19 protein-coding genes are annotated in these 24,892 nt (G+C 61.0%); 9 read left to right on the top strand and 10 right to left on the bottom strand.

What is annotated here, in order from left to right; genetic code table 11:
- The first annotated feature begins 49 nt into the window (after positions 1–49).
- Positions 50–2,263, top strand: coding sequence for an autotransporter outer membrane beta-barrel domain-containing protein (locus tag PFEN_RS13805; RefSeq protein WP_191487492.1), 2,214 nt, complete (start codon positions 50–52; stop codon positions 2,261–2,263).
- 90 nt (positions 2,264–2,353) lie between these two features.
- On the opposite strand, the gene PFEN_RS13800 is transcribed toward PFEN_RS13805, so the two are convergent.
- The 7 genes from PFEN_RS13800 to PFEN_RS13770 form a co-directional block, all read right to left on the bottom strand.
- On the bottom strand, positions 2,354–5,851 hold the full coding sequence (locus PFEN_RS13800; RefSeq protein WP_191487368.1) for a hypothetical protein: 3,498 nt from the start codon (positions 5,849–5,851) through the stop codon (positions 2,354–2,356).
- A gap of 177 nt (positions 5,852–6,028) precedes the next feature.
- Positions 6,029–6,433 (bottom strand): type II toxin-antitoxin system tRNA(fMet)-specific endonuclease VapC, encoded by a 405-nt coding sequence (gene vapC, locus PFEN_RS13795; RefSeq protein ID WP_191487491.1) that lies wholly within the window; start codon positions 6,431–6,433, stop codon positions 6,029–6,031.
- The gene (vapB, locus tag PFEN_RS13790) at positions 6,426–6,665 is read right to left on the bottom strand and encodes a type II toxin-antitoxin system VapB family antitoxin (RefSeq protein ID WP_191487367.1); all 240 of its coding nucleotides are present in this window, start codon (positions 6,663–6,665) and stop codon (positions 6,426–6,428) included. The genes vapC and vapB overlap by 8 nt, the downstream gene beginning before the upstream one ends.
- A gap of 160 nt (positions 6,666–6,825) precedes the next feature.
- Positions 6,826–10,653, bottom strand: coding sequence for a hypothetical protein (locus PFEN_RS13785; protein ID WP_191487366.1), 3,828 nt, complete (start codon positions 10,651–10,653; stop codon positions 6,826–6,828).
- A gap of 163 nt (positions 10,654–10,816) precedes the next feature.
- Entirely contained in the window at positions 10,817–12,331 is a 1,515-nt protein-coding gene (locus PFEN_RS13780) for a tripartite tricarboxylate transporter permease (protein WP_191487365.1), read from the bottom strand.
- Between the two features lies 1 nt (position 12,332).
- On the bottom strand, positions 12,333–12,791 hold the full coding sequence (locus tag PFEN_RS13775; protein WP_191487364.1) for a tripartite tricarboxylate transporter TctB family protein: 459 nt from the start codon (positions 12,789–12,791) through the stop codon (positions 12,333–12,335).
- 57 nt (positions 12,792–12,848) lie between these two features.
- Positions 12,849–13,826 (bottom strand): Bug family tripartite tricarboxylate transporter substrate binding protein, encoded by a 978-nt coding sequence (locus PFEN_RS13770; RefSeq protein WP_191487363.1) that lies wholly within the window; start codon positions 13,824–13,826, stop codon positions 12,849–12,851.
- Positions 13,827–14,072: 246 nt separating this feature from the next.
- Here PFEN_RS13770 and PFEN_RS13765 point away from each other — a divergent pair, with 246 nt between their 5' ends.
- Complete coding sequence (locus PFEN_RS13765) at positions 14,073–14,744, top strand: response regulator (protein ID WP_191487362.1); 672 nt, start codon at positions 14,073–14,075, stop codon at positions 14,742–14,744.
- A complete protein-coding gene (locus tag PFEN_RS13760; RefSeq protein WP_191487361.1) occupies positions 14,737–16,152 on the top strand; it encodes a sensor histidine kinase in 1,416 nt (471 codons plus the stop codon). The genes PFEN_RS13765 and PFEN_RS13760 overlap by 8 nt, the downstream gene beginning before the upstream one ends.
- Before the next feature lie 57 nt (positions 16,153–16,209).
- On the opposite strand, the gene PFEN_RS13755 is transcribed toward PFEN_RS13760, so the two are convergent.
- Both PFEN_RS13755 and PFEN_RS13750 read right to left on the bottom strand, forming a co-directional pair.
- A complete protein-coding gene (locus tag PFEN_RS13755; RefSeq protein WP_191487360.1) occupies positions 16,210–17,031 on the bottom strand; it encodes an HDOD domain-containing protein in 822 nt (273 codons plus the stop codon).
- A gap of 23 nt (positions 17,032–17,054) precedes the next feature.
- Complete coding sequence (locus tag PFEN_RS13750) at positions 17,055–17,996, bottom strand: YgfZ/GcvT domain-containing protein (protein WP_191487359.1); 942 nt, start codon at positions 17,994–17,996, stop codon at positions 17,055–17,057.
- A 151-nt stretch (positions 17,997–18,147) separates the two neighbouring features.
- On the opposite strand from PFEN_RS13750, the gene PFEN_RS13745 reads away from it, so the two are divergent.
- Both PFEN_RS13745 and PFEN_RS13740 read left to right on the top strand, forming a co-directional pair.
- Complete coding sequence (locus PFEN_RS13745) at positions 18,148–18,402, top strand: succinate dehydrogenase assembly factor 2 (protein ID WP_191487358.1); 255 nt, start codon at positions 18,148–18,150, stop codon at positions 18,400–18,402.
- Positions 18,386–18,838, top strand: a complete 453-nt coding sequence (locus PFEN_RS13740; RefSeq protein ID WP_191487357.1) for a protein YgfX — start codon at positions 18,386–18,388, stop codon at positions 18,836–18,838. Before PFEN_RS13745 ends, PFEN_RS13740 begins: the two co-directional genes overlap by 17 nt.
- Here PFEN_RS13740 and nadB read toward each other — a convergent pair.
- Positions 18,807–20,423, bottom strand: a complete 1,617-nt coding sequence (nadB, locus tag PFEN_RS13735) for an L-aspartate oxidase (RefSeq protein ID WP_191487356.1) — start codon at positions 20,421–20,423, stop codon at positions 18,807–18,809. The two genes, PFEN_RS13740 and nadB, sit on opposite strands and share 32 nt — an antisense overlap.
- A 540-nt stretch (positions 20,424–20,963) precedes the next feature.
- Here nadB and rpoE point away from each other — a divergent pair.
- From rpoE to PFEN_RS13715, 4 genes are all read left to right on the top strand, one after another.
- Entirely contained in the window at positions 20,964–21,545 is a 582-nt protein-coding gene (gene rpoE / locus PFEN_RS13730) for an RNA polymerase sigma factor RpoE (protein ID WP_017127586.1), read from the top strand.
- A gap of 31 nt (positions 21,546–21,576) precedes the next feature.
- A complete protein-coding gene (locus tag PFEN_RS13725; protein ID WP_191487355.1) occupies positions 21,577–22,170 on the top strand; it encodes an RseA family anti-sigma factor in 594 nt (197 codons plus the stop codon).
- Between the two features lie 8 nt (positions 22,171–22,178).
- Entirely contained in the window at positions 22,179–23,156 is a 978-nt protein-coding gene (locus tag PFEN_RS13720) for a MucB/RseB C-terminal domain-containing protein (RefSeq protein ID WP_191487354.1), read from the top strand.
- Positions 23,157–23,461: 305 nt separating this feature from the next.
- Positions 23,462–24,892: a DegQ family serine endoprotease gene (locus tag PFEN_RS13715; RefSeq protein WP_191487353.1), complete on the top strand. Its 1,431-nt coding sequence runs from the start codon at positions 23,462–23,464 to the stop codon at positions 24,890–24,892.

Below are 24,892 nucleotides of genomic sequence, written 5' to 3'. Positions count from 1 at the left end.
CAACACTCCACGTTTTCAGCACACGCGTTTATTTACATCCATCAAGTTGATGGCTATCGCGCCTTTGTATTTTCTGGGCGGGCAGGCTTTTGCTGCCACCGAGGTCGATGGCAAAACCTTTAATGTCACCTCTTCCATGCTGTCGGACAGCTATATTGTGAGAAACGGTGGCACCTTGAATGTCCAGCCAGGTGGCAGGACCAGTGATATTCGGTTAATGACGGGCTCCACGTTGAACATGGACGGTGGTCGGGTTCGGTCCACCGGTCCGACAGTCGCCATGAGCTTGGCCAACAGCCGGGGTACGATCTCCGACTCCAGCATTACCAGCACCATGGCCGGCGGCCTGGATGTTGTACGCAACCCCTCGTCCACCACGGGCTCCGAAGCCGTGCTGAATAACAGCACGATCACCGGGGCGACCTATGGTGCCAACGTCACGGAATTCAGTACTTTGTTGCTGAACAACTCCACCGTGACCGGTCAGAGTCGTGAAGGCTTGATTTTGCGCGGTGGCCAGACCACGGCCGTTGGCAGCCTGATCACTGGCGCCACCAATGGTGTGCTCATGACCCGTGACAGCAACTCCCCGAGCGGTACGCGGCCTGAACTGATCCTGGACAACAGCCAGGTGATTGGCCTGAGCGGTCCGGCGATTCTGCTGAACACTGCGGTTACCGGCGAGATCGACGTGCGCAATGGCTCGACGCTTACCGGTAGCAACGGCAACATGGTGGAGCTGACCAATGGCGCCAACGCCAATATGCGTGTCGCCAACAGCGCCCTGACCGGCAATATCCAGATCGGCGATGCCAGCACCCTGAACCTGGGCCTTGACGGTGCCTCCATGACCGGCGATCTGGTCAAGGACGCCGGCGGCATCGCCCACGTAGCCCTCAACAACGGCTCGATCCTGACCGGTCGCCTGGACAACGTCGACACCCTGGCGATCAACAGCGACGCCACCTGGGTCATGACCGACCACCAGAGCATCGGTGACCTGACCATGGCCGGCGGCAACGTCAAGTTCGGCGACCCGGGTGCGTTCTATCAGCTGGATGTGGCAAACCTCGCGGGCAACGGCACCTTTATCATGACCGCCGACTTCGCTCATCTGCAGAGCGATTTCCTCAACGTCACCGGGACCTCCGAGGGCGCGCACAAGCTGCTGATCAGCAGCAGCGGCGCCGACCCGCTGTCCGAGGACCGCCTGCACGTGGCGCACACCGCCGACGGTGGCGCGACCTTCAGCCTGGTGGGTGATCGGGTCGATGTCGGGACCTACTCCTACAGCCTGATCGGCGACGACAATGGCCGTGATTGGCACCTGGATCCGTCGACCAAGGTCATCAGCCCTGGCACCGCGTCGATCCTGGCCCTGGCCAATGTCGCGCCAACCGTGATGTATGGCGAACTGACTTCCCTGCGTTCGCGCATGGGTGAGCTGCGCTTCAACGGCGGCCAGAGCGGTGGCTGGGTGCGCACTTATGGCAACAAGCACAAGGTCGATACCGGCGAGGGCGCAGCCTATGACCAGGTCCAGCAAGGCATTTCCCTCGGTGCCGACGGACGCCTGCCGGTCGGTGACGGGCAATGGCTGGCCGGTGTCATGGGCGGTTACAGCAAGTCCGACCTGAACCTGGGCCGGGGCACCAGCGGCATGGTGCACAGCACCTATATCGGTGGTTATGCCACCTGGCTGGATGAGCAGAGCGGTTACTACTTCGACGGTGTCGCCAAGCTCAACAGCTTCCACAACAAGTCCACGGTGGCGCTCAGTGACGGCAAGACCGCCAAGGGCCGCTACAAGGATGTGGGTGTGGGCGTTTCCGGTGAGTTCGGGCGTCATATCAAGCTGGACAACGACTACTTCGTCGAGCCGGCGGTACAGCTCTCGGCGATGGCGGTGGGTGGCAAGGACTACACGCTGGATAACGGTCTGAAGGCGGAAAACGGTCGTACCCTGTCGTTGCTCGGCAAGGCCGGCGTGACCGGCGGACGCAACTTCGACATCGGCGACGGTCGAGTGGCCCAGCCTTATATTCGCGGTGCCTTCGTGCAGGAGTTCGCCAAGAACAACAAGGTGCAGGTCAACGACAACACCTTCCACAACGACCTTTCGGGGTCGCGCGTGGAGATCGGCACCGGTGTGGCGGTATCCCTGTCGGACAAGTGGCAAATGCACGCCGACCTGGACTTCAGCAAGGGCGAGAAAGTCGATCAGCCCTGGGGGGCCAATGTTGGGGTTCGCTATAGTTGGTAAGAGTTCCGTGTAAACGAAAAGAGGAAGCCTTGGCTTCCTCTTTTTGTTTTTCTTGAGTGCAATTGATTGGGGCAGCGGAGCAGCTTTTAGTTATCGTGGAGCAAAGGTGATACTGTTGGTAAGTATGAAACTGGTAAAGAGAAGCCTGTTTTCCCCGATAAAGAGCTCCAAGAGAGTGCCGGCCCCGATCGTACCTCGAGTCACTGTGCCTATTTTCATGAACTCAACTTTAACGGTATTACTCAGATCGTTTGTGAAAATAGGGTTTTCCGCACTGGGACCTCTTGGTCCTGTTACGGGTGCTGGGCCACCGTTAGTGGTGATATACCGGTACCAGATTCCAGGGACGTTAGTGGGATTCAAGTTTGATGTTGGAGAAGGCTCGCTTCCGATTTGATTGATCAGGAATACGTACGTCGGCTTTGATTCGGCCTCACGGATTTTAGTAACTCTATTGGCGCTGACCGTATCGGTGGCTAGCAGCACCGTATAATCTGGAGTGCTGGGATCTACAGAAATGAGGTTGAATGGGGCTGTTACTCGGAAAGTATGAAATGTCGTATTGTCGAAGTAAATGGCACGGCCAGTCACTTTAATGTTGACGATGGAGATGGTCCGAACGGGCGATGGCGGAATTTCCTGTGTTGCGCCAGCGGGAAGTACACGGTAATAGATCCGTATCACCCGATTATGATTGGGCGTAATCGTTGTATTGCTCACCGAAAATGTCTGCGGACCCAATGCCGTGACCGTTTTGTTTTGCGATGTGGAGCCCGCTCCGGAGGTGCCTTCCCAGACCATGGTGATCTGATCTTGTAGCTGCATGCCTTGATAATCCACCTCGATGGTGACGCCGTTGACAGGCTTCACCAGGTTGAGCGTGTCGTTAAGCAGATCCGCCTCGCGCATGATCGCTGCCTGCAGGATGCGCTGATTATTTTCCACTCGTAGTACGAGCGTCGGGAACACCAGTGCCTCTGCTTCGTTGCTGCCGCCGCCGAACACTACTTTGAAGATCACGCGCAATTCGCTGCCGTGCTCCAGTGTCCGTAGCCAATCGGCGTGGCTGACGTTGCTGGTAATGATTCGGGTCAGGAATTTCTGATTGAATTCCGTGGCATTGATCGGCGAGGCAGTCCAGATCGGCAACCGATTGAGCGTTCCATCCGGGTTGTCGCTTTCCAGCGACAGCCAGACCCGGTCACCCTGACGATAGAACGGCCAGGCATCGACCCGGAAGGTCACGCTACCGTTGACATCTATCTGGCCGGCGTTGGCCTGGAGAATCTGCAAGGGCGGCAGGTCCGATACTGGCAGGTTCTGGATGGTCAGGTTCAGCGGATTCGAGGGTTGGGTTGCCCCGGAGCGGGTCACCTCATAGTTGACGTTCACCGTTTTGCCGATATTGGGCCCCACGGCGGTAGCGCCGGACAAGGTGAAGTCGACATAGCCCTGCGCCGCATTTCCCGGTTTTGGCGCGATGGTCGGGCTGCCGACATCGGTGGCGCCTTTCCAGTAGGGTTGAATGCTGTCGGCGTTTTCCATGTCGTAACGCACCCGCACGGTGACGGCGGTTTGCGCATTGATCGGGTTGAGCACATTGCCACGTGGCTCGGTGGTTTCCAGTACCTCGGGTTTTTCCAGTATCAGATTGATGCCAACGGTGAGGTTGAAGGTATGGGAGTAACGCACCGGATCCCGCCCGCGCTTGACGATATAGAAGGCCTTGACCGAGCCGCCCTTGTTGGCATCGACATACTGGCGTTCGATTGGGAAGGGGATATCGCTATCCAGCCAGGCGCGGGTCACTTCGAAGTCGCGATGGATAAAATTGCCACCGGGTTTGCTGCCCTGCCAGTACACGTTGAGCAGATCGCCTTCTTGCAGGTTGGCGGTCCTGGGTACCACCACCGTGGCGCCACGGGTCGATGATTCCGGGTCGAGCACGCCGCCGGGAGCTTCGGGCACGTCCGGTTTCGGTAACGTGGCCGTGGCTTCGCCGACATTGAGCACGACATGCAGGGATTTGCGCTCGCCCTCGGTGTTGGTTACCAGATAATGCACATCCAGGGTGCCGCCATTGAGCCCGGCGATATCCAGGTCGCGGTCGTGTTGCAGGTAGAAAAGCACCGGCTCGGTGTCGCTACCGGCCATCTTGAAGAAGTGCCAGAACTCCAGGTCATCGTTGGCGCGGGTGCCCAGCAGGTACAGATCGACGCGGTCGCTGGAGCGCTGACCCATGTAGGGAGTGATCTGTACAGTGGCCAGCAAGGAGGCTGGGTCGAGAAAATCCCCCACGGCTTCGAGTACCTGGGGGCGGGGCATTAGGCTGAGAATACTGCCGATGATCGCCAGGCGGGTTACTTCCGACGGTTGCGGGGCGCTGCCACTGCGGATCCGTTCATAGCTGAGCACGGCGGTGCCACCGACCAGATCCCGAACCACTTGGTTGCGCAAGGGTATATCGCTGTTACGGCCGATCTGGTCATCGGGAATCGGGTAGTCGATGACCTCGAGCACGGGCGCGCCATCCGCTGTGCGGCCCTCCAGGGTAATGTGCAAGGCATCGCCGATCTGATAGCCCTGGCGGACTTGGGTGACCACGATGGTGGCGTCCTTGTCTTCGCCGAGTCGATCATAATCGAGGGTATCGAAGACCTCGCCCAGGTCGGATTCGTCGATATAGGCGTAGGGCAGGCGGGGCCGGCTGTCGTTGCCGATATTGACCTTGAGCACGGTCTGCGGCGACCACTTCACCGAGTAATTGCCGCACTGGTCGATGGCCTGGTACTCGACGACCTTCTGGCCGTCGGGAACCTTGAGCCAGGTCTCGTAATAAGCGGTGATGGTGAGGGGCCGGCGATTGTTGGCTTCGTCCCAGGTGACGGTATGCACGGGGGTGACCAGGACGCCGCCGATGTACAGGCGGATCTTGTCGTGCTCGGCCATGCGCCAACTCTGGGGAGCTCCTTCGTCGAGGGGGTAGGGATCGATGGTGAAGGGCACGCCGTGCTCGGCGGTGTCCTTGTCGACGCCGTAATCGATGACGAATTGCGGTGGCAGCGGTGGTGCGAGTTCTTCATGCCAGGGCGTGCTGGGTACGGGGTCGTAGGGCCCGGCGGGTGGGGTGATGTCGACCAGCAGGCTGTAGCGCGGAGTGAATTCGTGGTTGCCGCCGGTGTAGCGGGTGAGGCGGAAGAACAGTGGTTGGATCAGTTGTTCGGGCAGGTGAGCATAAGAAATGAACAGGGGTATTTTGGCACCCTTGTCCGCTTCTTCCTTGGACACCGTGGTAAAGGCCACGGGATCGTCGGGATCGCCGCAGAACAGCTCGACGAAGTCACCTTCTTCCTGGTCCAGATAGGGGTGCAGGTAACAGAGCAGCCCCTCGGGGTAATAGAGATCGAGGGCGGCCTTGTTGACGCCGATATCGGCGCCGATCACCGAGCGCTGGCCGAGGACCTCGATGACCAGATCGTTGAAGGCTCGGCGCTCGGGTTGCGGCTCGCGCTCGAAGTTGGGCGCCGGTTGCTCGGGTGAAGACAGGGGGTCGACGACGGACAGGGGCAGGGAGGGATCTTCGTTCATGACGAGGCACCTTTCGGGAATTCAGGAAGCGACCCGAAAGCCCGGATGGCGAGTCGTGGGAATTATTGAACGCCTGGGGGGAGGGGCTGACTAGCTGTCAGAAATGACAGTGGCGACGAGTGGTCAAAGGGCATCGATCGATGCACCTTCGCTTCGGATCAAACGGGAGGGTGATAACTACTCAGTGATCCAGTTTTCGACAATCAGACCATTGACTCGCTTGAATTCATTTTCATTGTTGGTGACCACCACCAGGCCGCAGCTTCTGGCGTGCCCGGCAATATGCAGGTCATTGACGCCGATGGTGATGCCTTTCCTCTCCAGGTCGGAACGAATGGAGCCATAGTGATAGGCAGCCTTTTCGTCGTAGTGCAGAACGTCGAGCCTGGAAATAAAGTCTTCAACGGCACGGGTGTTTTTTTCAACCCGCTGGCTTTTTTCCGCGCCGTGCATGAGTTCCGCCAGCGTAATCGAGGAAATGGCCATCCGGCCGGCATTGGCATTGAATTTTTCCAGCACCTCGATGGGACGGCGCTTGATCACGTAGATCACGATGTTCGTATCAAGCAGGTACTTAATCATCAAACGACTCTCTGGCTTTTTGCGTTTGCTGCGCACGCTCAGTCATGAAATCGTCTGATACCGGTTCGCCAGCGAGAAAAAAACTGTCCCATGTGTTTTCTACCGGCGAAATGATTCGCTCCCGTCCAACCGCGCGCACGGTAACCGTTTTGACATCAGCCGGAAATCGCATATCCGCAGGGATGCGAATGTTCTGCGTGCGGTTATTGATGAAGATGGTTCCTTGGGACATGGAGAGGCCTCTTTGCGATGGGACAGTCCTTGGGAAGGGTATCAGATCGTTGCCATAGTGCATAGCTCTATAGCATGCCGGATGGACATTCGTTCCTCCCAATGATGGAAAACGAAAGGGGAGCGTCGCTCCCCTTTCTACATATTGCCTCCCAAATTTCTTATGCTTTGGCGGTGCTATGGACAATATACGGCTGTGACTGGATCTGGGGGTAATCTACATACGAAGCTATTACCGTATATTTAGGGAGCCCAATACCGTCGAACGTCATGCCGTAGCTCCAACTACCATCTGTCCCGACTGTGATGGCCGGGATGTGATTGTTTCCGTTGACGGTAAGGACAACGCGTTGGCCATATGCGCCTCTGCCCTCATAGCGGCCAAAGAACAATGAAGAGCTAGTGCCGCCATTAGGGCAGACATTCATCTTATGATCATAGAGCGCCGTGATGGTCGGCGGCGCCGGTGGCGTCACTGTAGCTCGTACCGTAAAGATCCTGGTATCGGACGACAACGTTCCGCCGACGATCTTGGCGACGAGATTGTATTTTTTTTCCGATAAATTATTGATATGGCCGCTCCAGGCTCTGGAGACGTTAACCGAGGTGCTCAGGACGAGTGTCGTCCCGTCGCGTACCTCGATGGTGGAGTTGGGCGTTGCGGTGCCGGTCAGCGTCAGACTTCTTTGGTCGGTCGTGCCGTTGTGAGGGACTGAAGCGCCTGTGGAAGTGTGCACGCCCGTAATAACCGGTTTCACCTCGGCGGCTCGTACCGTAAAGCTCCTGGTATCGGACGACAACGTTCCGCCGACGATCTTGGCGACGAGATTGTATTTTTTTTCCGATAAGTTATTGATATCGCCGCTCCAGGCTCTGGAGACGTTAACCGAGGTGCTCAGGACGAGTGTCGTCCCGTCGCGTACCTCGATGGTGGAGTTGGGCGTTGCGGTGCCGGACAGCGTCAGACTTCTTTGGTCGGTCGTGCCGTTGTGAGGGACTGAAGCGCCTGTGGAAGTGTGCACGCCCGTAATAACCGGTTTCACCTCGGCGGCTTGTACCGTAAAGCTCCTGGTATCGGACGACAACGTTCCGCCGACGATCTTGGCGACGAGATTGTATTTTTTTTCCGATAAGTTATTGATATCGCCGCTCCAGGCCCTGGAGCCGTTAACCGAAGTGCTCAAGACGACTGTCGTTCCGTCGCGTACTTCGATGGTGGAATTGGGCGTTGCGGTGCCGGACAGCGTCAGACTTCTTTGGTCGGTAGTGCCGTTGTGAGGGACAGAAGCTCCCGTGGAAGTGTGCACGCCAGTAATAACCGGTTTTACCTCATTTGTGACGGTCAGGGTACGTGTTGGGAACGCTAATGCATCTCCAATATTCGTTCCGCCGTTGACCGCCGCCTTGAACAATACCCTGAGCGTGGTGCCATTGCCGAGTTGGTTCAGGTAAGTGGCCGGGATTGGCCCTCGGTACACAAACCGTTGCACTGACTCTTGCGAGTTCACATAGTTGCTGAACGAAACCAGGGTCGTGTTGTGGCTGCCGCCGGAAGCGTTGGTACCTTCCAGCTTGATTTCCAGATGTTGTCGGTGTGCGAAAAAAGGCCAGGCATCGACGCGGATCATGATGCTCTTGGTGATATCCAGTTCGTCGCCCAGCACTTCGACACTGTCCGCGAAGACGCGTGGGGTGGGCAAGTCGGCTTCGGCGATGGTCTGGATCATCAGATCCAGTACGTTGGAAGGTTTGGTTGCCCCTGAGCGCGTCACCTCATAGTTGACGTTCACCGTTTTGCCGAGATTGGGCCCCACGGCGGTAGCGCCGGACAAGGTGAAGTCGACATAGCCCTGGGCCGCATTTCCCGGTTTTGGCGTAATGGCCGGGGTGCCGGAATCGGTGGCGCCTTTCCAGTAGGGTTGGATGCTGTCGGCATTTTCCATCTCGTAACGCACTCGCACGGTGACGGCGGTTTGCACATTGAGCGGGTTGAGCACATTGCCACGTGGCTCGGTGGTTTCCAGTACTTCGGGTTTTTCCAGCGCCAGGTCGATGCCGACGGTGAGGTTGAAGGTATGGGAGTATTGCACCGGGTCACGCCCGCGCTTGACGATATAGAACGCCTTGACCGAGCCGCCCTTGTTGGCATCGACATACTGGCGTTCGATCGGGAAGGGGATATCGCTGTCGAGCCAGGCGCGGGTTACCTCGAAGTCGCGATGGATAAAATTGCCACCGGGTTTGCTGCCCTGCCAGTACACGTTGAGCAGATCGCCTTCTTGCAGGTTGGCGGTCCTGGGCACCACTACCGTGGCGCCACGGGTCGATGATTCCGGGTCGAGCACACCGCCGGGGGCTTCGGGCACGTCCGGTGCTGGCAAGGTCGCCGTGGCTTCGCCGACATTGAGCACGGCATGCTGGGATTTACGCTCGCCCTCGGCGTTGGTTACCAGATAATGCACATCCAGGGTGCCGCCGTTGAGCCCGGCGATATCCAGGTCGCGGTCGTGTTGCAGGTAGAAAAGCACTGGCTCGGTGTCGCTGCCGGCCATCTTGAAGAAATGCCAGAACTTCAGGTCATCGTTGGCGCGGGTGCCCAACAGGTACAGGTCGACGCGGTCGCTGGAACGCTGACCCATGTAGGGCGTGATCTGTACAGTGGCCAGCAAGGAGGCTGGGTCGAGAAAATCCCCGATGGCTTCGAGTACCTGGGGGCGGGCGAGCAGGCTGAGCGTGCTGCCGATGATCGCCAGGCGGGTCACTTCCGACGGTTGCGGAGCGCTGCCGCTGCGGATCCGTTCGTAACTGAGCACGGCGGTGCCACCGACCAGATCGCGCACCACCTGGTTGCGCAAGGGGATATCGCTGTTACGGCCGATCTGATCATCGGGAATCGGGTAGTCGATAACCTCGCGCACGGGCGCGCCATCCGCGGTGCGGCCCTCCAGGGTAATGCGCAAGGCATCGTCGATCTGATAGCCCTGGCGGACTTGGGTGACCACGATGGTGGCGTCCTTGTCTTCGCCGAGTCGATCATAATCGAGGGTATCGAAGACCTCGCCCAGGTCGGATTCGTCGATATAGGCGTAGGGCAGGCGGGGCCGGCTGTCGTTGCCGATATTGACCTTGAGCACGGTCTGCGGCGACCACTTCACCGAGTAGTTGCCGCACTGGTCGATGGCCTGGTACTCGACGACTTTCTGGCCGTCGGGAACCTTGAGCCAGGTCTCGTAATAAGCGGTGATGGTGAGGGGCCGGCGATTGTTGGCTTCGTCCCAGGTGACGGTATGCACCGGGGTGACCAGGACGCCACCGATGTACAGGCGGATCTTGTCGTACTCGGCCATGCGCCAACTCTGGGGGGCTCCTTCGTCAAGAGGGTAGGGATCGATGGTGAAGGGCACGCCGCGCTCGGCGGTGTCCTTGTCGACGCCATAATCGATGACGAATTGCGGCGGCAGCGGCGGGGCGAACTCTTCATGCCAGGGCGTACTGGGCACGGGGTCGTAGGGGCCGGCGGGTGGAGTGATGTCGACCAGCAGGCTGTAGAGCGGGGTGAATTCGGGGTTGCCGCCGGTGTAGCGGGTGAGGCGGAAGAACAGCGGCTGAATCAGTTGTTCGGGCAGGTGAGCATAAGAAATGAACAGGGGGATTTTGGCGCCTTTGTCCGCCTCTTCCTTGGACACAGTAGTAAAGGCTACCGGGTCATCGGGATCGCCGCAGAACAGCTCGACGAAGTCACCTTCTTTCTGGTCCAGATAGGGATGCAGGTAACAGAGCAGTCCTTCGGGGTAATAGAGGTCGAGGGCGGCCTTGTTGACGCCGATATCGGCGCCGATCACCGACCGCTGGCCGAGGACCTCGATGACCAGGTCGTTGAAGGCGCGGCGCTCGGGTTGCGGTTCGCGTTCGAAGTTGGGAGCCTGTTGCTCGGATGAGGACAGGGGGTCGATGACATCGGATGCAGGTAGGGAGGAATCATCGTTCATGACGAGGCACCTTTCGGGAATTCAGGAAGCGACCCGAAAGCCCGGATGGCGAGTCGTGGGATTATTCAACGCCGGGAGGAAGGGACTGGCTAGCTGTCAGAAATGACAGTGGCGACGAGTGGTAGGCAGGCCAGCGGTGTGCTCCGCCAGCCCAAAGGTTTTCTCAGGCATTGGCCAGGGCGCGCCGCTCGGCGGCACGCTTGCGCCAGATGCGCAGCAGCGGCATCAGCAGCATGACAAGGGTCAGGCCCCAGACGCTTGCGGTGATCGGGCTCGACCAGAGAATCTCCAGCGCGCCATTGGAGATCGACAGCGCCCGGCGCAGGTTCGACTCCATCAGGCCGCCGAGGATAAAGCCCAGCAGGATCGGCGACAGTGGGAAGTCCAGCTTGCGCAGGATATAGCCGAAGATGCCGATGCCGATCATCAGGAACAGGTCGAAGGTGGTAGCGTGTACCGCGTAGACACCGATGGCGGTAATGATGGCGATCACCGGCACCAACGCCCAGTTCGGCACGGCGAGGATGCGGGTGAACAGGCGGATCATCGGGATGTTGAGGATCACCAGCATGACGTTGGCGATGAACAACGAGGCGATCAGGCCCCAGACGATATCCGGTTGCTGTTGGAACAACAGCGGGCCGGGGGTGATGTTGTACAGCGACAGCGCGCCGATCATCACCGCCGTGGTCCCGGACCCGGGAACACCAAGGGTCAGCATCGGCACCAGGGCGCCGCAGGCCGCGCCGCCGATCGCGGTTTCCGGGGCGGCCAGGCCGCGCTTGTCGCCGCGGCCGAACTTACCGTCGGCGCCGGCGATTTTCTTCTCGGTCATGTAGGCCACGGCGCTGGCCAGTGTCGCCCCGGCACCCGGTAGCACGCCCATGATGAAGCCGAGTACGCCGCAACGCAGGTTCACCGTGAACACCGCGGCGGCTTCCTTGAAGTTGAACATCATCCGCCCGGTGGCTTTCACCGCTTCCTGGCCGCGATGGGTTTTCTCCAGTAGCAGGAGGATTTCGCTGATGGAGAACAGGCCCAGCACCAGCACGACGAACTGGATGCCGTCGGTGAGGTGGATATTGTCCCCGGTGAAACGGTAGACGCCGCTGTTGGCATCGATCCCGACACTGGACAGGAACAGCCCGATCAGTGCGGCGATAAAGGTTTTCAGCGGTCGATCACCGGCCATGCCGCCCAGGCAGACGATGGCAAACACCATGAGCACGAAGTATTCCGCCGGACCGAAGGCAATTGCCCATTTCGCCAGCAGCGGGGCGAACAGCACCATGCCGCAGGTGGCGATGAACGCGCCGATGAACGAACTCCAGGCCGACAGCGATAGCGCCACGCCGGCCAGGCCCTGGCGAGCCATGGGGTAACCGTCGAGAGTGGTCATCACGGTGGAGGCTTCACCCGGGATATTGAGCAGGATCGAACTGATCCGCCCGCCGTACTCGCAACCCAGGTACACCGCCGCCAGCAGGATCAGCGCCGACTCCGGCGGCAGGCCGAGGGCGAAGGCAATCGGAATCAGCAGGGCCACGCCGTTGATCGGGCCGAGGCCTGGCAACAGGCCGACGACAGTACCGATCAGGGTGCCGCACAAGGCGGTTACCAGGTTGTAGGGGGTCATGGCGACGCCGAAGCCCTGGCCCAAATAACCTAAAGTATCCATATCAGTTCTCCAGTACGTCGAGCAATCCGAGGGGCAATGGCACATCCATGGCTTTATCGAACAACAGATAAAGCCCGATGCTCATCAGGCCGATGACGATCGTGCCCGGCAACCAGCGGCCGCCGTACAGACGCGCCATGGGGATGCCCACCAGGATGCTGCTGAGAATAAAGCCCAGGGTTTCGAAGGTGCCGGCGAAAACCAGCAGCAGAACCACGCAGAGACCGATCTTGCGCAGGGTCTCGCGGTCCAACGGCGGCTCGTCTTCGCTGTGCACGATGGGCGTGGGCCGTAACAGCAGGTACAGCAGGCCCAGGCCCATCAGGCCGAGCATCAGCAGCGGGTAGGCGCGCGGGCCGACGGGTTCATAGGAAAAGGCCGCTTGATAGGGCCAGGCCATCAGTGCCAGGCCGGTACAGGCCAGCAGCAAGACGGCGGCGAACAGTCGTTGTAAAAGCATGGGGCGAGCTCCTCTGGCGTGCCCCCGGCGAGGGGCACGAACGCTAGGCGAAGACAATCACTGGATCAGGCCGAATTCCTTGGCCAGCACCTTGTAGTCGGCGACCTGCTTCTTCACATAGGTGTCGAGTTCCGGGCCGGTCATGGCGAAGGGGAACAACTCGCGCTGGTCGCGTAGCTTGGCGAATTCCTCCGAGGCCAGGAGTTTGTCGAAGGCGGCTTTCCACCAGGCGTAGTCCTCGTCGCTGACCTTCGGCCCCAGGTAGAAGCCGCGCACCACTGGCCAGACAATGTCGTAGCCCTGCTCCCGGGCGGTGGGGATGTTCTTCATTTCCTCTTCATCCAGGCGCTTCTCGGCGAACACCGCCAGCAGGCGCATGTCGCCGCTCTGGATATGTGGCATGGAGTCGGAGATGTCGGTGCTGCCGACCTGGATGTGCCCACCCATCAATGCGGTGACGATTTCGCCGCCGCCCTCGAGGGCCACGTAGCGCAGGTCGCGTGGGTTGATCCCGGCGGCCTTGGCGATCAGCGCGGTCTGCATCCAGTCCTGGCTGCCGACGGTGCCGCCGGAGCCGATGACCACCTTGCTCGGGTCGGCCTTGAGGGCTTTGACCAGATCATCGAGGGTCTTGTAGGGCGAGTCGCTTTTCACCGCGATGGCGCCGTAGCTGGTGCCGACGGCCGCCAGCCAGCGCACGGCGCCTTCATCGAAACGCCCGAACTTGCCCTGGGCCAGGTTCAGCAGCGAGCCGCTGGACCAGGCCACCAGGGTCCCGGCATCGGCTGGACGCTGGGCGACCACGGCGTTGTAGGCCACGGCGCCGACGCCACCGGGCATGTAGGTGACACGCATGGGTTTGCTGAGGATTTTTTCGTTGACCAGGGCGCTTTGCGCCAGCTTGCAGGTCAGGTCGAAGCCGCCGCCGGGGGAGGCCGGGGCGATGCATTCGGGGCGCTTGGGTTCGGCGGCCGAAAGATGTCCGGCAAACAGCAGGCAGCCGGCGGCGAGGGCGAAGGTGCGCAATGGCAACATCGTGGAGTACTCCGTTATTGTTCTTATTCGGACGAAACCGCGTCGAGGCGCTTTCGGGGTTCGCGGCAGGCGCCGACGGTGGTCGTGACTGTCCGTGAAGGGACTTTAATAGGTCAACCTTTCACCAGGCTTTCAATGCAAAAGGTTCGATAAAGCGTGGCGGCGATGGCTAGCGGGGCCTTGTTTATCCGGTAGACTCCCCGCCCAAAAGGGCGTTCAAGCCACCTCGATCAAGGTAGGAAATCCATGCGCGTGCTTCTGGTCGAAGACCATCTCCAGTTGGCTGAAAGTGTGGCCCAGGCGCTCAAGAGCGCGGGGTTGACCGTGGATGTGCTGCACGATGGGGTGGCCGCCGACCTGGCATTGAGCAGCGAGGAGTACGCCGTGGCGATCCTCGACGTGGGCCTGCCGCGCCTGGATGGTTTCGAGGTGCTGGCCCGTCTGCGCGCGCGGGGCAGGAACTTGCCGGTGCTGATGCTGACCGCGCGCAGTGATGTGAAGGACCGCGTCCACGGCTTGAACCTGGGAGCCGACGATTACCTGGCCAAGCCGTTCGAACTCACCGAACTGGAAGCGCGCGTCAAGGCCCTGTTGCGGCGCAGCGTGCTCGGCGGCGAGCGCCAGCAGCGCTGTGGAACGCTGGTCTACGATCTGGACACCCGGCGTTTCAGCCTCGGCGACGAACTGTTGACCCTCACCTCGCGCGAACAGGCGGTGCTCGAAGCACTGATTGCCCGGCCTGGTCGGGTGATGAGCAAGGAACAGTTGGCCGCGCAGGTCTTCGGCCTGGACGAGGAGGCCAGCGCCGATGCCATTGAGATCTACGTGCACCGCCTGCGCAAGAAACTTGACGGCCAGGCGGTGGCCATTGTCACCTTCCGCGGTCTCGGCTATCTGCTGGAACACCGCGATGCATAAGGCCGGCAGCCTGCGCTGGCGGTTGCTGTGGAACCTGGCGCTGTTGTTGGTGGGGTTGATGCTCGCCAGCGGCTGGAGTGCTTACTACAACGGCCGCGAAGCGGCGGATACGGCCTATGACCGCACCTTGCTGGCGTCGGCGCGAACCATTGCCGCGGGCCTCTCGCAACGCGACGGCAGCCTGAGCGCCGATGTGCCTTATGTGGCCCTGGACACTTTTGCCTATGACAGCGCCGGAAGGATCTACTACCAGGTCAACGACATTCACCAGCAATTGATTTCCGGTTACGAAAACCTCCCCGCGCCGCCGCCCGGCACGCCGCGTACCGATGACTATCCGGCGCTGGCGCGGTTCTACGACGGCCAATACCGCGGGCAGAACGTGCGGGTGGTGAGTCTGCTCAAGGCGGTCAGCGAGCCGAACATGAACGGCATGGCGGAAATTCGCGTGGCCGAGACCGATGAGGCGCGAGTGAACATGGCCCGCAGCCTGATGGCCGACACCTTGCTGCGCCTGGGCATGCTGGCCGGGGGCGCGTTGTTGCTGGTGGGGTTTGCCGTGAGCGCGGCGTTGCGTCCGCTGGAGCGTTTGCGCGCGGCGGTGGAGGAGCGCCAGCCGGACGATCTGCGGCCGTTGCCGCTGGTGGAGGTGCAGCATGAGCTCTGGCCGCTGGTGCGTTCGCTCAATCACTTCACTGAGCGCCTGCGCCGGCAATTCGAGCGCCAGGGGCAGTTTATCGCCGATGCCGCCCATGAGCTGCGCACGCCACTGGCGGCACTCAAGGCGCGTCTTGAGCTGGGCCTGCGGGCGACGGAGCCGGCAATCTGGCGCGAGACCCTGGAGACGGCGGCCCTGGGCACGGATCGTCTGACCCATCTGGCCAACCAGTTGCTGTCGCTGGCACGGATCGACAATGGCGCGCGCGCCATTGCCGAAGGGGGCGCGCAGTTGCTCGACCTCAGTCAACTGGCGCGGGAGCTGGGCATGGCGATGGCGCCCCTGGCCCATGCCCGTGGCGTGGCGTTGGCGCTGGAGGCCGATGAACCGGTCTGGCTACGAGGCGAGCCGACCTTGCTCAACGAGCTGTTGAGCAATCTGGTGGACAACGCCCTGGCCCATACCCCATCGGGTGGCAATGTGATCCTGCGGGTCGGCTTGCCGGCGGTGCTGGAGGTGGAGGATGACGGGCCGGGGATTCCGCGGGAGGAGCGCGAACGGGTCTTCGAACGGTTTTACCGGCGCCATCAGCAGGGCGTCGGCGCCGGGCTGGGATTGGCGATTGTCGGCGAGATCTGTCGGGCGCATCTGGCGCGAATCAGTTTGCACGATGCCCAGCCCCACGGTTTGAAGGTTCGCGTGAGCTTTATCGCCGGGGTTGCCCGCGAAGCTTTTGGCGATCCTGATTGAGCTCTTCGCGGCGTCCCGACAAGCCCTGTTCCTAGAGTTTTGGGTGGTCCGTGGTTTCTAGCGGAACATCTCCCGGGCATTGTTGAGCTGCTCGATGAGTGTGCTGCTCTGCGGGTCCAGCTTGAGCTTGATAAAGGCCTTCAGGTCGCCCAGCGCGATCTGTGCGAAAGGATGCTCGGTACCCTGATGGCAAAACACACTGGCGACCTGCACCAGGTCGATATAGTCGATGCCCTTGCTGTCACGTTCCAGGTTCAGGTATTGCCCGGGCAGCTTCGCCAGCATTTCCGGAAACTCCCAGACCTTCAGCAACTCGTCCCCGAGCAACGGGTGAATACTGTCGATCACGTGGTCCAGGCTCAGCGGATCGGCGAGCAACTCGTAGTGGTCCTCGGCATAGGTCAGGATCGGCAATACGCCGATCTGGTGCACCAGCCCACCGAGCGCCGCCTGGTCCGGCTTGAGCTGGGTGAAGTTGCGGCACAATACGTAGCTGACGCCGGCGATCTCCAGGCTCTTGCTCCAGACCTCGCGCATTTTCTGCTCCACCACTTCGGAGCGGGCATGGAAAATCTGTTCCATGACCAGGCCGATGGCCAGGTTGCAGCTGTAATTGACCCCCAGGCGGGTGATGGCGGTGTGCAAGTCGGTGACTTCATGGCTGGCCCGCAGCAACGGGCTGTTGACCACCTTGATCAGGCGTGCCGACAACGCGGTGTCGCCACCGATCACTTTGCTCAAGGTGCTGACGCTGATCTCCGGATCCTCGGCCGCCTTGCGAATCTTCAGGGCCACTTCCGGGAGCGTCGGCAGAACCAGGTCATCATTGTCGATGGCCTCAACCAAATCCTGTTGGACCTTTTCCGCCAGCTTGTTCATTTCTATTCTCTAGGGCGGTGCAGTTAACGCTGGATTTCGCTGTCGCGGTCCAGTTGATAGGGCAAGTCCAGCAGCGTCAGGCCCGGACCTTGCAAATCGCCCAGGTGGACATGGCCTTCCTCTGCCGCTTCGGCTTGCAGCACGGCCAATAGTTCAATGCCATTTTCAGCCCGGGCGGCGATTACCACTTCACCGATGGCACTGCCGTGGGAAGGCGCGAACAATGCGCTGCCCGGCTCCGGCAGTTGTTCGGCCACCAGTGCCAGGCGGTACAGGCGACGCTTGAGCTTGCCCAGATACTGCATGCGGGCAACGATTTCCTGCCCGGTATAGCAGCCCTTCTTGAAGCTTACGCCCCCGACCGCCTGCAAGTTGAGCATTTGCGGGATGAACAGTTCGCGGGTCTGCGGCATGACCTGGCCGATCCCGGCCCGCACCTGGCCCAGCAGCCAGGTGTTGAGATCGGCTTCGGGCAATTGCCCCGCCAGATGTTCACGCACCCGGCCGGCCTGGTCCGCCGGGACCCAGAGTTCGTCGCGCCCTGGGGATACCCGCAGCGCGATCAGGCCGTCCGCGCGGACCATGGCGTCGGTCTGTTCCGGCAGTTCAAGACCCAGGCCGCGCAAGGCGTCGTCAGCGCCGCCAAGCCCGAAGCGGACCCAGCCGGGGCTTTCGTCGGTGAGCCTGGACTTGGAGAACACGGCGTATTTTTTCAGGTCCGCCAATTGCGGCTCCAGCAACTCACTGGCCATCGCCAGCAATACGCCGTCGCCTTCGAGCAGGATGCGGAAGCTCGATTGCATGCGGCCTTTTTGCGTGCAGCGGGCGCCGAGGCTGGTCCGGCTGTCACTCAGGTAGTTGAGGTTGCAGGTCAGCTGGCCCTGGAGGAACTTGGCGGCGTCGGTGCCACGGACGGCAAGAACGCCTTCGTGGGTCAGCGTGCAGAAAAAAGCGGAATCGGCCATGGGTCTTCGCAGCGAAAAAGGGATGGGAGACATCATAGTGGGGCGCCTGACAAATGGGTAGTTCACAACACCAACGCCGCCCCCCGACCAAAGCCGGCTGTCCGCGCGCGCGCGGGCCTGTATACTTGTGCGCAAATTTGAGGAGCGCTCCATGGTCGAAGATGTAGAACTCAATCGCCTCTATTGGCACAGCCGCCGCGGCATGCTGGAGCTGGACGTGTTGCTGGTACCGTTCGTCAAGGAGGTGTACCCGCATCTGAGCCTGGCCGACCGTGAATGCTATCGCAATCTGCTCGAATGCGAGGACCAGGATATGTTCGGCTGGTTCATGGAGCGCTCCGAGTCGGAAGATCCGGAGTTGCAGCGCATGGTTCGCATGATCCTGGATCGTGTCCAGCCCAAGTAAACCGTTCGAATGTCGCTGGCAGGCTTCCCGGCTGTTGCCGGCGGCGTATCTCGGGGCCCAGGGCCTGGCGTTGGGTTCGCTTTGTCTGCTTGATATTGCGCGCTGGGCGAGTCTGTCCGGGGCGTTGTTGTGCCTGTTGCATGGTGCCTGGGTGCTGCCGCGACAACTGCTGTTGAGCCATCCGTCGGCTTTTACCGGGCTGCGCCGCGACGAGCAGGGCTGGCGATTGTGGAGCCAGGCCGCTGGCTGGCAACCGGTGCGCTTGCAGCGTGACAGCCTGGCCTTGCCGTGGCTGGTAGTGCTGCGCTTTCGCCTGGCGGGCGAACGTCGGGTGCGCGCGTTGTGCGTGCCCCGCGACGCGCTGGCGCCGGATGAGCACCGGCGCTTGCGCGTGCGCTTGAAGTTCAGCCGACGTAGGTGGGCGGCACCAGGATAGTGTCCAGCGCCTCGGGCAGCATCCGCGGGTAGTCGAGGGTGTAATGCAGGCCGCGGCTTTCCTTGCGCGCCATGGCCGAGCTGATCATCAGTTCGGCGACCTGGGCCAGGTTGCGCAACTCGATCAGGTCGCGGCTGACCTTGTAGTTGCTGTAGAACTCGTCGATCTCGTCCTGCAGCAGGCGCACCCGATGTTGCGCCCGCTGCAGGCGTTTGTTGGTGCGCACGATGCCGACATAGTCCCACATGAAGCGCCGCAGTTCGTCCCAGTTGTGCGCGATGATCACGTCTTCGTCGGAATCGGTCACCTGGCTGGCATCCCAGCTTGGCAGGGCGGCGGGCATGGCGACCTGTGGCAGTTGCTGGAGAATGTCGGCCGCGGCCGAGCGGGCATAGACGAAACATTCGAGCAGCGAGTTGCTGGCCATGCGATTGGCGCCGTGCAGGCCGGTAAAGCTGGTTTCGCCGATGGCGTACAGGCCGGGCACATCGGTGCGACCCTGCTGGTCGACCAACACGCCGCCACAGGTATAGTGGGCGGCGGGCACCACCGGGATCGGGCCCTTGGTGATGTCGATGGAAAATTCCAGGCAACGTTCGTACACCGTCGGGAAATGCGTCTTGATAAAGGCTTCGGGCTTGTGGCTGATATCCAGGTACACGCAGTCGATACCCAGGCGCTTCATCTCGTGGTCGATGGCCCGGGCCACGATGTCCCGTGGCGCCAGTTCGGCCCGTGGGTCGAAGCGTGGCATGAAGCGTTCGCCGTTGGGCAGCTTCAGGTGGGCGCCTTCACCGCGCAGCGCCTCGGTGATGAGAAAACTCTTGGCCTGCGGGTGGTACAGGCAGGTGGGGTGGAACTGGTTGAACTCCAGGTTCGCCACCCGGCAGCCCGAGCGCCAGGCCATGGCGATGCCATCGCCGCAGGCGCCGTCGGGGTTGCTGGTGTAGAGATAGACCTTGGCCGCGCCGCCCGAGGCCAGGACGGTGAAGCGCGCGCTGTAAGTGTCGACTTCGCCGGTGCCGCGATCAAGCACGTAGGCCCCGAGGCAGCGGTCGCCGGCCAGGCCCAGGCGTTTCTCGGTGATCAGGTCGACGGCGACCCGTTGTTCCAGCAACTCGATGTTGGGCCGCTGGCGGGCTTGCTCCAGCAGGGTCTTGAAGATCGCCGCGCCGGTGGCGTCGGCGGCATGGATGATGCGTCGATGGCTGTGGCCGCCCTCGCGGGTGAGGTGAAATTCGAAACCGCCGTCATCGGTACCTGCGTCTTCGTCGCGGGTAAAGGGTACGCCCTGGTCGATCAGCCATTGGATGGCCTCGCGGCTGTGCTCGACGGTGAAGCGCACGGCGTCTTCATGGCACAGACCGCCGCCGGCATTGAGGGTGTCCTCGACGTGGGACTGCACGGTGTCGGTATCGTCCAGCACCGCGGCGACCCCGCCCTGAGCCCAGAAGGTCGAACCATTGGCCAGGTTGCCCTTGCTCAGTACGGCAATGCGCAGGTGGCTGGGCAGGGTCAGTGCCAGGCTCAGGCCGGCGGCACCGCTGCCAATGACCAGTACATCGTGTTGAAAATGTCGGCTCATTTGAATAATCCGAAAAAAGCGCCCGGGGCAGTTGCCGGGGCCCGCCCGGCAGCCCACTAGTATATGGCTGGGGGGACCGGCACAATAGCCGAGCCTTTATGGCATTGTTAAAGGACTGTGGGCGCTGAGTGTGCGCCAGTCCATGCCGCCGTGCATGCGGTTTTGCAGGGTAAGGCGATGATTTTTCAGCTATAACCAGGGCTCAGGCAGCCGTGGTCAAGGCGACTATCACAATGCCATCATTTGCAGCGGGTTCCGGGAACTTTTACGGGGCTGCGGGCTCCCATGCGGGGTGCCTGAAAGAAGAGGACAGCGTCGGCTTTATGCGGGGGGCGTGATACGGCCCTTGCTAGCGGATTCGACGACCAGATTATTCACGCAGTCGGCGATGGCCGTGCTGCGTTTTTCGTGTGTGTCCGTTCAGCGGGCCACAGGAAACTTGCTTGAAGGGGGAGAACTTTTGCCAGAAGCCCGAGTCTATGTTTGCAAGCCTGGTCAATTAGCGATGCGCGCCTCCTTCAGGTCCTATGAGGAGTGTTCATGCTAACCCAGGAAGAGGATCAGCAGCTGGTCGAGCGCGTTCAACGCGGCGACAAGCGGGCATTTGATCTGCTGGTGCTGAAATATCAGCACAAAATTCTCGGGTTGATCGTGCGATTCGTGCACGACACCCATGAAGCCCAAGACGTTGCACAAGAAGCCTTTATCAAAGCCTACCGTGCATTGGGCAATTTTCGCGGTGACAGTGCGTTTTACACCTGGCTTTACCGTATCGCCATCAACACGGCGAAGAACTACCTGGTTTCCCGCGGTCGCAGGCCACCAGACAGTGATGTGAGTTCCGAGGATGCGGAGTTCTATGATGGCGATCATGGTCTCAAGGATCTCGAGTCGCCGGAGCGTGCATTGCTGCGGGATGAGATCGAAGGCACTGTTCATCGGACCATCCAGCAATTGCCAGAAGATTTGCGTACGGCTTTAACTTTACGTGAATTCGATGGTCTGAGTTACGAGGACATTGCAGCGGTCATGCAGTGTCCGGTGGGCACCGTGCGCTCCCGGATTTTCCGCGCTCGGGAGGCCATCGATAAAGCCCTGCAGCCGTTGTTGCAGGAAACCTGAGACAGCGGCGACAGCCAAGAGAGGAACCGCCATGAGTCGTGAAGCCCTGCAGGAATCGCTGTCCGCGGTGATGGATAACGAAGCGGACGAGCTGGAATTGCGTCGGGTGCTCAATGCCCTTGACGATGCCGAGACCCGTGCCACCTGGTCTCGTTACCAAATCGCCCGGGCAGTGATGCACAAGGAACTGTTGGACCCGCGCCTGGATCTCGCTTCGGCCGTTTCCGCGGCCCTGGCCGGTGAGGACGTCCCGGCCAAACGCACTCGCGGCCCTTGGCGCACGATAGGTCGCCTGGCCGTGGCCGCTTCGGTCACCGTGGCCGTTCTGGCCGGTGTGCGCCTGTACAACCAGGATGACATTGTCGGTGCCCAGCTGGCCCAGCAATCCACCCAGCCTGGCCTGGTTGCCCCGACGGCCAAAGGCCCGGCGGTCCTGGCCGGCTATACCGAAAGCAGTGACCAGGCGACCGGCCCGATGGCCAATGGCGTGCTGCAGCAAGGCCAGTCGGGCTGGCACGATCAGCGTCTGCCAGGCTACCTGCGCCAGCATGCGCAACAGGCCGCACTCAAGGGCACTGAAAGCGCTCTGCCCTATGCCCGTGCCGCCAGCCTGGAAAACCGTTAAGGAGGATCATGCGCGCGCTACCTCTTCTAACGCTTTTGCTCATTGGCTGGTGGGCTCTTCCAGCCCAGGCCGATGAGGCTCAGGACTGGTTGGGTCGTCTTGGGCAAGCCGAGCAGCAGCAAAGCTTTCAGGGCACTTTCGTCTACGAACGCAACGGTAGTTTTTCTACCCATGGCATCTGGCACCTGGTGCGCGATGGCAAGGTTCGTGAGCGCTTGATCCAGCTCGATGGCTTGGCACAAGAGGTTGTTCGCGTCGATGGTCACACCCAGTGTGTCAGTGGTGCGCTGGTGGCGGGGCTCGGCGATATGCCGGACTCCCATGCCCGTTCGCTGGACCCGCAAATACTCAAGAACTGGTACGACATCGCTGTCATCGGCAAGTCGCGCGTGGCCGGCCGGCCGGCCGTCGTGGTGTCGCTGACGCCGCGTGATCAGCATCGCTATGGTTTCGAACTGCATCTGGATCGTCAGACCGGCCTGCCCTTGAAGTCATTGTTGCTCAATGACAAGGGGCAGTTGCTGGAGCGTTTCCAGTTCACCGAATTGAATACCACCCAGCCCCTTGAAGACAGTCAGGTACAGGCCAGTGCCGAGTGCAAGCCGGTGGTCCTGTTGGCCAATCAGGCCCAGCCCAAGCCGCAGGCACTGGGGGCAACGGCGGTCCAATTGTGGCATTCGGACTGGCTGCCACCCGGCTTCGAGCTGGTCAGCAACACCGCGCGTGTCGACCCGGCCACCAAGGCCCAGGTCAGCAGCTTGATGTATGACGACGGTCTGTCGCGTTTTTCAGTGTTCCTTGAACCACTTAACGGTGCCACGGTGACGGACAGCCGCACCCAACTGGGGCCGACTGTGGCGGTTTCCCGGCACTTGAGCACGCCTGGCGGTGATGTCATGGTGACGGTGGTGGGCGAGATTCCCGTCGGCACCGCCGAGCGGATTGCGCTGTCGATGCGCTACGGCGATACGCAGGCCAAGCAGTGAGCTGCTGAATCATGAGCCCCGCGCGCGCGATTCCTTGTCGGTGCAGGAGCGAGCTTGCTCGCGATGAACGCCAGAGCGCCACGTTTTTCCTGGAGGTCTGCGTTATCGTTGGCCTCCATCGCGAATGTCGGTGTAGAAATGTCTGGTGATCAATTTCATTTGCAAATATCTCCGAGTTTTCTTATAGGTCAGAGCCTCTCGGCTCTGGCCTTGTTTGTTGTTCCCGGTCCAGAAGTCCCGGCGGGTCATGTCCGGGATTTACAAGGGCCTATTGCTAAATCACGCTCGTTGTTCACGGGAGCCATATGTCGATACCACGCTTGAAGTCTTATCTGTCCATTGTTGCCACCGTCCTGGTGCTGGGCCAGGCGCTGACCGCCCAGGCCGCTGATTTGCCCGACTTCACCCAATTGGTGGAGCAGGCCTCGCCGGCGGTGGTCAACATCAGTACCACCCAGAAGCTGCCGGACCGCAAGGTCTCCGATATGCAGGGTCTTGAAGGCCTGCCGCCGGAAATCCAGCAGTTCTTCCGCGGTTTTCCGCAGCCCCGCAGTCCGAACGGCGGCGGTGGAGGCGGTCGTCAGCGTGAAGCGCAGTCGCTGGGCTCGGGTTTCATCATTTCCAAGGATGGCTACATCCTGACCAACAACCACGTGGTCGCCGATGCGGACGAGATCGTGGTACGCCTGGCCGATCGCAGCGAGCTCAAGGCCAAGTTGGTGGGGACCGACCCACGTTCCGACGTGGCGTTGTTGAAGATCGACGGCAAGGACCTGCCAACCCTCAAGCTGGGCAAGTCCAAGGACCTGAAAGCCGGTCAGTGGGTCGTGGCCATCGGCTCGCCGTTTGGCTTTGACCATACCGTGACCCAGGGCATCGTCAGCGCCGTGGGCCGTAGCCTGCCGAACGAAAACTATGTGCCGTTCATCCAGACCGACGTGCCGATCAACCCGGGTAACTCGGGTGGCCCGCTGTTCAACCTCAATGGTGAAGTGGTCGGGATCAACTCGCAGATCTACACCCGTTCCGGTGGCTTCATGGGAGTTTCCTTCGCGATTCCTATCGACGTGGCGATGGATGTATCCGATCAGTTGAAGGCTGGTGGCAAGGTCAGTCGCGGCTGGTTGGGCGTGGTGATCCAGGAGGTCAACAAGGACCTGGCCGAGTCGTTCGGCCTGGACAAGCCGGCCGGTGCCCTGGTTGCCCAGGTGCAGGAGGGTGGCCCGGCGGCCAAGGGTGGCTTGCAGGTCGGTGATGTGATCCTCAGCATGAACGGCCAACCGATCGAGCTGTCCGCGGACCTGCCACATCTGGTCGGCGCGTTGAAAGCCGGCGACAAGGCGTCCCTGGACGTGATTCGTGAAGGCAAGCGCAAGACCGTTGACCTGACGGTCGGCGCGATCCCGGACGAAGGCAAGGAAATGGATCTCGCCAAGGCCAAAGGTGCCGAGCGCAGCAGCAACCGCCTGGGGATTTCCGTGGTCGAGCTGAGCGATGAGCAGAAGAAGGCCAACGACCTCAAGGGTGGCGTGCTCATCAAGGAAGTCCAGGACGGTCCTGCCGCCTTGATCGGCCTGCAGCCGGGCGATGTGATCACCCACCTGAACAACCAGTCGATCACCAGCGCCGCGCAGTTCACGGAGATCGCCAAGGCCCTGCCGAAGAACCGTTCGGTGTCCATGCGCGTGTTGCGTCAGGGACGTGCCAGCTTCATTACCTTCAAACTGGCTGAATAA

The sequence above is a fragment of the Pseudomonas sp. FEN genome, assembly GCF_904067045.1.
Taxonomy (GTDB): domain Bacteria; phylum Pseudomonadota; class Gammaproteobacteria; order Pseudomonadales; family Pseudomonadaceae; genus Aquipseudomonas.
Note: the sequence above shows the minus strand (reverse complement) of the source record. Positions and strands in the feature narration are given on the sequence as shown.